The 12,090-nt window shown below is 51.2% G+C and carries 11 protein-coding genes; 6 read left to right on the top strand and 5 right to left on the bottom strand.

Annotation, left to right across the window (positions count from 1 at the left end; translation table 11 throughout):
• The first annotated feature begins 220 nt into the window (after positions 1–220).
• Positions 221–1,405 carry an EAL domain-containing protein gene (locus INP78_RS02330; protein WP_194740588.1) on the top strand — a complete coding sequence of 395 codons (1,185 nt, stop codon included), beginning with the start codon at positions 221–223 and terminating at the stop codon, positions 1,403–1,405.
• 25 nt (positions 1,406–1,430) lie between these two features.
• On the opposite strand, the gene ada is transcribed toward INP78_RS02330, so the two are convergent.
• From ada to INP78_RS02310, 4 genes are all read right to left on the bottom strand, one after another.
• Positions 1,431–2,504 carry a bifunctional DNA-binding transcriptional regulator/O6-methylguanine-DNA methyltransferase Ada gene (gene ada / locus INP78_RS02325; RefSeq protein WP_194741095.1) on the bottom strand — a complete coding sequence of 358 codons (1,074 nt, stop codon included), beginning with the start codon at positions 2,502–2,504 and terminating at the stop codon, positions 1,431–1,433.
• Between the two features lie 124 nt (positions 2,505–2,628).
• Entirely contained in the window at positions 2,629–4,056 is a 1,428-nt protein-coding gene (locus INP78_RS02320) for a PLP-dependent aminotransferase family protein (RefSeq protein WP_194740587.1), read from the bottom strand.
• A gap of 70 nt (positions 4,057–4,126) precedes the next feature.
• Complete coding sequence (locus INP78_RS02315) at positions 4,127–4,468, bottom strand: hypothetical protein (protein ID WP_228522600.1); 342 nt, start codon at positions 4,466–4,468, stop codon at positions 4,127–4,129.
• Positions 4,458–6,782 carry an FdhF/YdeP family oxidoreductase gene (locus INP78_RS02310; protein WP_194740586.1) on the bottom strand — a complete coding sequence of 775 codons (2,325 nt, stop codon included), beginning with the start codon at positions 6,780–6,782 and terminating at the stop codon, positions 4,458–4,460. Before INP78_RS02310 ends, INP78_RS02315 begins: the two co-directional genes overlap by 11 nt.
• Positions 6,783–7,402: 620 nt before the next feature.
• On the opposite strand from INP78_RS02310, the gene INP78_RS02305 reads away from it, so the two are divergent.
• From INP78_RS02305 to INP78_RS02290, 4 genes are all read left to right on the top strand, one after another.
• Positions 7,403–7,999 carry a TetR/AcrR family transcriptional regulator gene (locus tag INP78_RS02305; protein WP_228522599.1) on the top strand — a complete coding sequence of 199 codons (597 nt, stop codon included), beginning with the start codon at positions 7,403–7,405 and terminating at the stop codon, positions 7,997–7,999.
• Between the two features lie 83 nt (positions 8,000–8,082).
• Positions 8,083–9,087, top strand: a complete 1,005-nt coding sequence (locus INP78_RS02300) for an NADP-dependent oxidoreductase (RefSeq protein ID WP_194740584.1) — start codon at positions 8,083–8,085, stop codon at positions 9,085–9,087.
• A 44-nt stretch (positions 9,088–9,131) separates the two neighbouring features.
• Entirely contained in the window at positions 9,132–9,959 is an 828-nt protein-coding gene (locus INP78_RS02295) for an oxidoreductase (RefSeq protein WP_194740583.1), read from the top strand.
• A gap of 12 nt (positions 9,960–9,971) precedes the next feature.
• Positions 9,972–10,358 (top strand): hypothetical protein, encoded by a 387-nt coding sequence (locus tag INP78_RS02290; RefSeq protein ID WP_228522598.1) that lies wholly within the window; start codon positions 9,972–9,974, stop codon positions 10,356–10,358.
• Positions 10,359–10,376: 18 nt separating this feature from the next.
• Here the strand turns inward: INP78_RS02290 and INP78_RS02285 are convergent, their stop codons facing one another.
• On the bottom strand, positions 10,377–11,003 hold the full coding sequence (locus INP78_RS02285) for a TetR/AcrR family transcriptional regulator (RefSeq protein WP_194740582.1): 627 nt from the start codon (positions 11,001–11,003) through the stop codon (positions 10,377–10,379).
• A gap of 147 nt (positions 11,004–11,150) precedes the next feature.
• On the opposite strand from INP78_RS02285, the gene INP78_RS02280 reads away from it, so the two are divergent.
• Positions 11,151–12,062, top strand: a complete 912-nt coding sequence (locus tag INP78_RS02280) for an alpha/beta fold hydrolase (protein ID WP_194740581.1) — start codon at positions 11,151–11,153, stop codon at positions 12,060–12,062.
• Positions 12,063–12,090 lie beyond the last annotated feature (28 nt).

Genomic DNA, 12,090 nt, shown 5'->3' with positions numbered 1-12,090 from the left:
ACTTAAAACCAGCCCTTAAAAGTTGATAAGAATTACCACTGTCACAAAAACTATATTAATATCAATTCTTTAATGTTCATGCCCACTCATCGCCGATGCGGTTGCGATGCCATGCATGACATGAAGAAGGCGCTGTGTATTAAGCGCCTGCAAGACTCAATCGAACCAAACCGGGATCTATCCATCCGTATTTAAATAGATCAAAAAGGAGGGTTGCGCAATGCGTACAAGCACGCTGTTAATCCTGGATGATGATATTCAGGAGGCCAATCTGATTGCCAGCGAAGCCAGGCACCTGGGATTCGAAATCAGGATAGTGGCAGACGCCACCTTGTTTATCGACGCGTTTCTGGCCTGGAAACCGACGCACCTGGCCATTGATATTGTCATGCCCGGCATTAATAGCATAGAGGTGCTGAAAACACTGGCGCAGCTCGACTGCCAGTCGTCCATTATATTAAGCAGCGGCATAGGCACAGATACCTTGCCCGCCGTACAGCTTGCCGCTATTGAGCATAACCTGAATATCCGCGGCATTCTTTACCAACCGTTTCACCAGCACATACTCAGAAACCTGCTCAACGACCAGGTCTCGGTTGACCTGCATGCACACACCAGTAGCGATGCCAGTACACAGTCATTCATCGTTGATAGCGACACGATCGCGGATGCTATCCACAACCATCAATTCACCGTCTTTTATCAACCGCAAATCGAGCTATTCAGTGGCAAAGTCATTGGTTTTGAAGGCCTGTTGCGCTGGAAGCACCCGGTGCTGGGCATCAAGTTGCCCGAGCTGTTTATTCCCGTTGCCGAGAAAACCGGGCAAATTGACCAACTCACGCAGATTGTTATCGAAACCGGCTTTAGCTTTATCCGCTCACTCGGCACGGCACTGTCGTTTTCGCTGAACATTTCGGCAAAAAGTATTAAAAACCAAAGGCTGGCAGACAGCCTGGTCAATGCCTGCAAAAGCTTCAAGCTGGCCCCGGAAAAAGTCATTCTTGAGTTGACGGAAACCGCCACCATGCACGACCCCGATGAAGCGCAGCATATTCTGTCGCAACTACGGGCACAAGGCTTTAAGCTCAGTATTGATGACTTTGGTACCGGCTACTCCTCTATGGCGCAACTGGCCAAGTTGCCGTTTACCGAGCTAAAAATAGACAAATCATTTGTCACCACCATGGAAACCTCGTCCAAGTCGAGAAAAGTGGTGGCCTCCACCCTCAAACTGGCAGAAAGCCTGGGCCTGGAAACCATTGCCGAAGGCGTTGAAAACACCCTGGCCGCCATTGGTTTGCGTGAGCTAGGCTGCCGCTATGCGCAAGGCTATTATTTTGCCCGGCCCATGGATCAGGCCGCCACCAAAACCTGGCTGGCGCAGTGGAATCACCAGTTTTAAACATAGGCGGCTGCGCCAAGAGTGTTTAGTCTGTAGATTCTTTTGCCAGCAGGGCCTGTTTACGCGCCACGCCCCAGCGATAGCCAGACAGGGAGCCGTCCTGGCGAATCACCCGATGGCAAGGAATCGCCACCGCCAGCGAATTGGCCGCACAGGCACTGGCGACGGCCCGAACTGCCTTGGGCAAGCCAATACGGCTGGCAAGTTCGCTATAGGTCACAGTCGACCCACAGGGAATCTCCCGCAACGCTTGCCAGACCCGCTGTTGAAAAACAGTGCCCTGTACGTCCAACGGCAAATTCAATCCGAGTTTAGGCGCTTCTATAAAGGCGATCACCATCGCCACCAATGACTCAAAATCAGCGTCGCCGCCTATCAACTCAGCAGCCGGGAACCTGTCCTGCAAATCATGCAGCAATGGTTCCGGATCATCGCCAATCGCAATCGCGCAGACGCCTTTGGCACTACTGGCAACCAGCACCGCGCCCAGCGAACACTGCGCCAGGGCGAAACGTATCTGTGCCTGCTTACCGCCGTTCACATACTGCGCAGGCTGCATGCCCAGTGTTTGAATGGCGCTCTCATAAAAACGGCTACTCGAGCCATACCCCGCTTCATAAATAGCATCGCTAATCTTCATGCGGGTGCCAAGTTGCTGGCGCATGCGCTGTGCCCGGTGTGCAGAGGCATAGGCTTTAGGCGTCAAACCGGTCACGGATTTAAACAGGCGGTGAAAGTGAAAATGGCTGACGCCGACATGGTCAGCCAATTGCGCCAAACTGGGGCTGGTCTCGGCGGTTTCAATCAAACGGCAGGCCATGGCCACTTTGGCGGCGGTGTCAGCCAGAGGCAATTGGTCAGGTTTGCACCGCTTACATGGCCGGAAACCAGCGGCCTCGGCAGCAGCACAGCTCGTGTGAAACGCCACGTTTTCCGGGCGCGCCTGTCTGGCCCCACACGATGGCCGACAATACACGCCGGTGGTTTTCACCGAATAAAAGAACGTGCCATCGGCCTGCACATCGCGTGCCAGCACTTGTTGCCAGCGCGGATCATGCATCGTCGGGTGCTGCATGTGTGTTTGTTGCAGTGTTTGCATAGGATTGCGTGTCGTCATGGCCTGCCCTGTGATCTCCTCTTGATACGCCTAACGATACAAGATCATGCCGACACAAACACTCCGACTCTTGCGATTGAATTCCATCCATGCAACGCAACGTCAGCTACGCCTGCCCTGCGGCCAGCATCTCGCAGGCCAGGGCGCCCACATCGCGAACAGCCTGCTCAATGGCCAGCGTCCATAAGTGGCTAAAATTGAGGCGAATATAATGGGTCAGGTCTTTTTTACGCGAAAAAATGGTCCCCGGAGCCACCGTAATCCCGTTCCCAATCGCGGCACGATAGAGTTCCAGCGCATCAATAGCGGGCGGCAATTTGACCCAGATCACATACCCGCCCCTGGGCTCAGAGAGCTGCGTCCCGGCCGGGAAGCTTTGCTCAATCACATTGCGCATCAACACATAATTTGAGCGCAAAGTATGGCGTAACTGCTTGAGATGCTGTTCGAAACTGTCGCGCTGCATAAACTTGGCAATCGCAATTTGCGGTGCCGACGTCAATGACAGACTATTGAGAAACATCAGGCGCTCCACCTCCTGGCGGTAACGGCCTGCGCTGGTCCAGCCCACGCGGTAACCCGGCGCCAGCGATTTGGAAAAAGACGAACAATGCAGCACCATGCCCGCGCGGTCAAACGCCTTGGCTGGCAACGGCGCTTCATCGCTGAAATACAGCTCGCTGTAGACATCATCTTCAATCAGCGGAATATGCTGCTCGGCCAGAAACGCCACCAACGCCTGCTTTTTCGCAGCAGGCATCACAAAGCCCAGCGGATTCTGGCAGTTAGTCGTAATCAGCACGGCCGCAATACGCACGTTATCCGTCACCGCGCGCAAGGCATCCAGGTCTATGCCAGAGGCTGGGGCGGTGCGGATTTCTGCCACCTTCATGCCCAGGCGCTCTACCGTGTGCGCTAGGGCGTAATAGCCGGGCGACTCCAGGGCAATGGTATCCCCGGCCTTGGCCACCGCCTGCAGGCAGAGGGTGATGGCCTCCGTGGCGCCATGCGTAATCACAATATCATCCGGCGAAGCATCCATGCCATGCGCGAGATAACGGCGTGCAATCTGCTGCCGCAGGCTTTCGTTGCCAGGCGGCAAGTCGCTCAGCACGCCCCACTCGCCCTCATCACCGGTCAGGGCTTTTTCATATTGATGGATTTTTTTCAGCGGGAACAGTTGCGGATCTGGAAAGGGCGATCCCAGAGGTACGGTGCCAAACTCGCGAATCGATTTAAGCGTGGTCAGCACCAGCTTGCTGGCGTCGATTTCAGACAAGTTGACATCTTTAGCCAGCGGCGAAGCGTGCCGCTGTTGTAAACGTCTGCGCGGGGTGACGTAATAGCCGGATTGCGGATGGCTGCTGATGACGCCTTCTTGTTCCAGTAACAGGTAAGCACGCAAGACGGTGCTGATACTGAGTTCGTATTTTTGGCTGGCCTGCCGTACCGAAAAAATCCGATCGCCTGGCCGCAACACGCCTTCGTCGATCATTGCGCGTATGCGGGCGGCAAACGAGACATAAAGCTTCATGGTGAGCAGGCGGTGAGCGGGGTTGCGATGCCTGCATTATACGTCAGGCGGCGATGCGCCCGTGCAAGATTTAGGTCGCCTGCAACGCCAGCGAAACCTCTTCGCCACTTTGCGTCAAGGCCGCGACCAGGCGTTCTTTTTGCGTAGACAGTTCCACCAGCGCCTGCTCACTCAACGCCGTCATCAACCGTTGCAAGGTACTCATGCGGATTCCCAGGCGCTTGCAAATCACCGCCAGCGACACAAAAGCCCGGCCCTGCTCATGCTCGGCATGCAGCAACTCCAAAATTCCCAGCATTAATACAGTACTGTTATCCAGCGGCACATAGTCGGCGATAAAGCCCTGTTCCACCAGAGTGCCATCAACCGTAGCGTCATCATGCAAGACTGTCAGGTCATTCTCAAGCAGCATGGGTAACCTCTGGCGCAGTGGTTTTTTCCAGAATCACCGGAATAGACTTGGAGGTTGGCGTGCGTGAGTCATCCGCCACACTTTCCAGCGGCACCAGGTTATTGGTTTCAGGATAATAGCCACTCAGGCAACCTTGCGGAATGTCGTAAGACACCACCAGAAACTTATCCGCACGGCGGGTAATTCCATCTTGCCACACACTGACCAGGTTGACCCAGTCACCGGCCACCAGCCCCATGCGCGCAATATCCAGCGGGTTCATAAATACCACACGGCGCTGACCAAACACACCGCGGTAGCGGTCATCCATGCCATAAATAGTAGTGTTGTACTGGTCGTGCGAACGGGTGGTCATCAACACGAATAACTGGTCACCATATTGCTCACGCGCCTGATGGATAGGCGAGTTTTGCGGAATCGCCTGCACGGTGAACTCTGCCTTGCCAGAAGGGGTTTTCCACACGCGCTCGCTGGAAGGTACCGGCATACGGAAGCCACCAGGCGTCTTGATGCGCTCGTTGTAATCCTTGAATGCTACCGGCATGGTTTGCTCAATGGCATCACGGATTTTGCTGTAATCCTTGATGAATTCCAGCCAAGGCGTTTTGCTGTGCTGGAGCGTGGCATGTGCTAACCGCGCCACAATGGCTGGCTCAGACAGCAGATGCGGCGAGGCAGGCTTGTTCATGCCATAAGAGATATGCACCATGCTCATGGAGTCTTCGACTGTCACCCCTTGTGGGCCGGTTTCCTGCGTATCGATTTCGGTGCGGCCCAGGCATGGCAGAATCAGGGCCTCTTTGCCATGCACCAGGTGGCTACGGTTCAGTTTAGTGGTGACATGCGCCGTCAAATCACAATTGCGCATGCCTTCCCAGGTGCGGTCGGTATCCGGCGTGGCAATCGAGAAATTACCGCCCAGCCCAAAGAATACTTTACCCTTGCCGTCTATCATGGCCTGGATGGCGCCTACGGCATCATACCCTGGCGTTTTAGGCACCTTTATATCAAACACGCGTTCCAGGCTGTCGAGAAACTCGGCTGGCATCTTTTCATAAATGCCGACGGTGCGGTTACCCTGCACATTGCTATGGCCGCGCACCGGGCACAGGCCTGCGCCCTCTTTGCCGATATTGCCGCGTAATAACATCAGGTTCACCAGCGTTTTAATGGTGGCGACGCCATGCTTGTGCTGGGTAATACCCATGCCCCAGGTAGCAATCACGCGGTCACCGGTGGCATAAATACGGGCAATTTCTTCAATCTGCGCTAACGGGACGCCGGACTCTTCTTCAATCACCGCCCAGCTTTCCTGGCGTGCATCGTCGGCAATCGCTGCAAAATTATTGGTGTGTTGTTCGATAAACGTCAGGTCCACCACACGCTCGGTGCCATGCTTGATCGCTTCGTCATCCCACTGGATCACGAACTTGATCATGCCTTTAATCAGTGCCAGGTCACCGCCCAGTTTGGGCTGGATAAAGAAATCACTGATTTTGCTACCCTTGAAAGACAGCATGTCAAACGGGCTTTGCGGGTCAGCAAAGCGCTCCAGGCCGCGCTCTTTTAGCGGGTTAATCGCCACGATACGCGCGCCACGCTTAGCCGCTTCGCGCAACTCACCCAGCATGCGCGGATGGTTGGTGGCCGGATTCTGGCCAAAAATCAGGATGGTGTCAGTATGCTCAAAGTCATGCAAAGTCACAGAGCCCTTGCCTATGCCCACGGTTGGCGGCAAAGCCATGCTGGTAGATTCATGACACAGGTTGGAACAATCGGGAAAGTTATTGGTGCCGAATTCGCGCACAAACAATTGATACAAAAAAGCCGCCTCATTGGCCGCGCGGCCAGAGGTATAAAAAATCGCTTCATTCGGGTCGGCCAACGCATTCAGGTGCGTGGCGATCAGCGCAAAAGCATCCTCCCAACTCACCTCTTCATACTTGTCGGTGGTAGCGTTATAACGCATCGGATGCGTCAAACGGCCTTCATTTTCCAACTCAAAATCGCCCCAACCCATGAGCTCAGTCACTGTATGCTTGGCAAAAAATGCGGGTGGCACGCGCTTGGCTGTCGCCTCTGCCGCCACAGCCTTCACACCGTTTTCACAAAACTCAAACGTAGACGTGTGCTCTTTATCAGGCCAGGCACAGCCTGGGCAATCAAAGCCATCTGGCTGGTTTTGTGCCAGCAAGGTCATAATGCCCTTGACGGGGATTTTTTGCAGCGCGAGCTGCGCAGCGACCTGCTTCAATGCACCCCAACCGGCGGCTGGGTGATGGTATGGCTTAATGGAGGCTTTTGGTTGCGACATAATTCCTACAGACTTGCAAACGGTGGACTGGCTTTCATGAAGACTTGCCAGCATATGAATACGAAATCACGATGGCTATCATCCTAAGACAGCCAAAGAAAGGAAACCAGACACAGAAACGCTGAATTTTTAGGGTACAGTTACATGCTAAAAAAGCACAGATCCCAGTACAGATGCGGATAGTTGCATTGCACTTTTACAGATTAAGCATTGACGTTCAAGACCTTCATCTTAATTTCGTCAACGCAATCCCGTACTTTAGGTGTCGTCTGCAATTTAAATCAAGATCCAACAACTATATAAATCAATACCTTAAAAACAGTCTGGCAAAGGCCTATTTCAAGTCATCTGCAACATAAATTGAGATTCAACTAAACACGAAGTTTAATCTTTGATCTTTTAGTCTCAAATCACTTAAGCAGGGCTATTTTCAGGCGCAAAACCTAACCTGTTCATTAACGTAAATCTCAAATTTAGAAAAAAGCCAATTTAATTGAATCCTTTAAAGACCATACCAGAGAGCTACCCAAAGACCTTAAAGACCTTAAAGACCTACTTACGAAAAAGTTGTTTTAATGTTGCACTTGAATATATGATGCCCATCATATATTATGAGCATCATGAAAAGTAAATCCGCTGCAAAAGCAACTCCCAATCGCAAAGAAATCACGCACACACGTATCGTAGAGACTGCTGCCAAGGCAATTCGCAGAAGTGGTTACAGTGGTACAGGCGTCGCGGATATTATGAAAGAGGCGGGGCTCACACACGGCGGATTCTATGCACACTTTGCATCTAGAGATGAGATGCTGGCTGAGGCAGCTAGACATGCAGGCGCCGAAACGATAGCAGTGACTGAGCAATTGTTCGCTAACGTACCTAAAGAGCAACGTTTGTGGACGCTGATGAATGTTTATTTGTCTGACGAGCATACGGCTAACATAGAAATGGGATGTTCATTTGCAGCGCTTGGTTCTGAAATGCACAGGCAAGCTCCTGAGGTAAGAGCCGCGTCAACGCAAAAAATTAAAGAAATGATTGCCTTGATTGAAGCGGAATTATCTGAGCAAAGCCCGGCTAATGCGCGCCAAGACGCCATGATGATAGTTTCATCGATGGTGGGTACACTGATGTTAGCTCGTGCTGTAGATGATAAAGAATTGTCTGTTGCATTAAGACAATCTGCCTTAAAACATTTTGCCCCGAAAGAAAATTAGCCTTTAGCAGTTACTTTCATTTTTTTATTAAAAAATATGACGGTCATCATATTAAACATTTAACGATTACTTAAGGACCCTCAATGAAAGCATTCATCCTGGAACGTTATGGCAAGTCAAATCAGATCCGAGTTGCAGCCGTCGCTCGGCCCACAATCAAATCTGACGAAGTACTTGTTCAGGTTCATGCAGTCGGTCTAAATCCGATTGATACGATGATCCCTAAAGGAACATTCAAGCCAATATTGAAGTTTGAACTTCCGGCAATCATGGGAAGCGACCTCGCAGGCACTGTAGTAGAGGTTGGAGGAAAAGTGACAAGATTTAAGCCAGGTGACGCGGTATATGCAAGTGTTTTTGATACTGGTTCAGGTGCTCTTGCGGAATACGTTGCAGTTCCTGAAAGTGCTGCCGCCCACAAGCCGAAGATATTAGATTTTGTACAAGCAGCTTCTATACCGATGGTGGGACTCACCTCTTGGCAAGCATTCCAAGACCATGGATCGGCTATCAAGCGTGGACAAAAAGTGTTTATTCCGGCAGGTTCTGGCGGGATAGGCACTTTCGCGATTCAACTCGCAAAATACTTTGGCGCCACAGTGGCAACTACCACCAGCAGCCAAAATATCGCGCTGGTTAAACAGCTGGGTGCTGATGAAGTGATTGATTATAAAACCCAGGCTTTTGAAAATCTTTTACGTGACTATGATTTCGTGTTGGGAACAGTGCGTGGCGACGGTATCGAAAAAGCACTGCAAATTCTGAAGCCAAACGGCCAGGTTGTCTCATTAGTCGGCCCACCAGACGCTGCATTTGCCCGTAACAGAGGCATGAATTTTTTGATGAAATGGGTCTTTGGTTTAATCAGCAGCAAAATCATCCGTCTTGCCAAAAAACGCAACATTCAATACGCCTTCATGTTTGTACACCCGGATGGCCAGCAACTCTCAAAAATTGCCAAGCTAATAGATGACGGACATATCAAACCAGTTATCGATAAAGTGTTTTCATTTGACCAAACACCGGAGGCGCTTACTTACCTGGAAGCGGGGCGTGCCAAAGGTAAAGTCGTCATTCGGTTACTTTAAAAGCAGGCCCACATCATTTTTAACTTATACAAAGGAAATGTCACATGAAGAATAAAGTTGCACTAGTTACAGGCGCTTCATCAGGGATTGGGCAAGCCATAGCGGAGTTGCTATCTAGGTCTGGCTATACCGTATACGGTACCAGTCGCAAAGGAAGCTCATCTGAGCAACGCAATTACAAGATGATCGCACTGGATGTCAATAACGAAGCGTCTACCCAGGCAGCCCTTAAAGAGGTGATTCAGGCTGAAGGTCGGATTGATGTTGTAGTGAATAATGCGGGCTTTGGCGTTGAAGCAGGTGGCGCGGAAGAAAGCTCAATTGCGCAAATGCAGCAAATGTTTGATACCAATTTCTTTGGCGTAGTACGAGTCATTCAAGCCGTGTTGCCCTACATGCGCAAACAAAAACAAGGGCGAATCATTAACATCGGCTCTATGCTGGGCTTGTTACCCGCGCCATATATGGCGACCTACTCGGCCACTAAGCACGCCATAGAAGGCTACTCTGAATCTTTAGACCATGAGCTGCGCACCAGAGGGATACGCGTATCAGTCATTGAGCCTGCCTATACCAAGACCAACTTTGAAGCCAATGCACCAGCGCTGGATAGCAAAATCGAGGAATATGCGCTCGCGAGAAAAGCCTTGGCGAAGTTATTGAAAACAGCTATCGAGGATGGCGATGATCCTATGGTCGTTGCACAGGTCGTGCTAAAGGCGGCCAATGCTAAAAATCCCAAGATTCGTTATCCGGCCGGGAAACTTGCCTGTCGCTTAAACTTTTTGAGAAAATTTGCGCCTGCAGCATTAATGGATAAAGGCATTCGTCAGGAAATGAAATTGGATATGTTCGATCACATCGCCGGTTAAACGCGAGGACAGATGATGCAGGTTTCTTTTCATACGCTAGCGCTAGTGACCGCAGGTATTTTTTTATTGATTGCCATCGTCTGGCTGCTTGCCCCCGCCCGTTTTCTGACGGCGTGGGGCGTCAAGAATTCGGCCGAGACCAGACTCATCGGCAGACGTGTCGCGGCGCTGTATGCCGGTGTCGCTGTCATGTTTTTGATGGCCAGAGATGCCGAGCCATCGCTCCCGCGCACCGCCCTGAGTGTCGGCCTGGTAAGCACCTGCCTGCTACTCGCCGTATCAGGCGTGGTGGAGTGGCTGCAAGGCCGCGCTAGCAAAGGCATCCTCGCAGCGGCTGTGATCGAGCTGTTATTAAGCCTGTTGTTTGTGCAAGGCATGTTATCGGCGCCACCGCTTTAAAGTGTCACGCATGGCCACTTAGCTGGCTGCCGGGGTGGCTGCTGGCCATAACTCAATCACCTGATCGACCAGGGCAAGCAGCGCTTCTTTACTGGAGCCGTTAATGGCTTGCAGTGACAAGCCCTTGTGCAAAGTCACCACATACAGGGCTAGGCGCTCAGGATCGGCAGCGTGTTTAAGCTGTCCGGCTTGTTTTGCGCGCTCAAAGCAGGCCACCAGTTTTTGTTGATGGGCTTGCAAAGCATTGACCAACTGCTGCTGAATGCCTGTTTTTTGCAGTTGCTCACTGGCGGTGCTCATCACCACCAGGCAACCGTAAGGCGTCTCATTGTAAAACAACAATTCAATCGACTTTATGAGCAGTTTTCTCACCATTTCTATGCATGAGTGCTCATTCAGTACCTCATGAAAATAGGCCGAAGGCCCCGAAATATAAGCCTGCAGGACTTCCTGAAAAAGCGTTTCCTTGTTTCCAAAAGCCGCATACAAGCTCGGCCGGTTGAGATCCAGCGCGCGCGTCAAATCCTCCAGCGAGGTGTTATCGAATCCTTTTTGCCTAAACAAATCCAGCGCAATCTCGAGCGCGACTGTCTTATCAAACTTTCTAGGTCTTCCTCTTGGCCGTTTTATCTGTTCGCCTGACATATCCACACTCCAAGTTAGAGAGATTGATCCATGATTAATAAATAATTTACCAAATAGTACATAAATACATTGACAAAGGCAAATGCAACGATTAAATTATTTTGTACCAATTGGTAAATTAATAAACAGGTTTAGGAGACCATCACAATGAACATCGTTAAATCCCTGATCAGTAAAACTTTTATCCTGCACTCTTTATTGGCCTTGAGCATGGTTGACGCCGTCGCGGGCAGCGACAATATTGGGCTGGCGACGGCGAAGAATCAAACCATCGTCGCGGGCGGCACGACATTCTCATACCGCAGTTTTGGCAATCAACAAGGCACGCCGCTGGTGTTTCTGCAACACTTCACCGGCACCATGGATTATTGGGATCCTGCGGTGGTGGATGGCCTGGCCAAGACCCGCCGCGTGATTGTATTTAACAATACCGGCATGGGCCATAGTTCTGGCAAGGTCGCGGATAGCATTGATCAAATGAGCAAAGATGCTTACGCGTTTATCACCGCCTTAGGCTATAAACAAGTAGACTTGCTCGGTTTTTCAATGGGGGGATTTATTGCACAAGAGTTGGCGGCCGCCCATCCAGACCAGATCAGAAAAGTGGTCTTGGTCGGCACCTCAAATAAAGGCGGCGGTGAGCATCTGATGAAAGTGCTTGGCGAGGCGTTTTCACAGAACCTGCCCGATCCACGCTTATATGTCTTCTTTACCCAAAGTGCACAAAGCCAGCAGGCAGGCAAGGCATTCGTCGCCAGGTCTACCGTACGTCAGGATCGCGATCCTGAAATTTCTAAAGAGGACATGAACGCGCACGCCAAGGCACTGATTACCTGGGCAAATACCCCGGATCCAGAATTTGCCTTACTCAAAGCGATCCAGCAACCCGTGATGATTGTGCAAGGCTCAAACGATGAGATGTTAATCACCGACAATGCCATCACCTTGTACAAACACTTACCGAATGCGCAGCTGGTGCTATACCCGGATTCAGGACACGGCTCATTCTTCCAGTACCCTGCTGATTTCGTCAGCAAAGCGACCGCCTTTTTGAATTAAGTTAAAAAACCCGCTAGTCCACTAGCGG

Origin of the sequence: Methylophilus sp. 14 (assembly GCF_015354345.1) — a bacterium.
Taxonomy (GTDB): Bacteria; Pseudomonadota; Gammaproteobacteria; order Burkholderiales; family Methylophilaceae; genus Methylophilus.
Note: the sequence above shows the minus strand (reverse complement) of the source record. Positions and strands in the feature narration are given on the sequence as shown.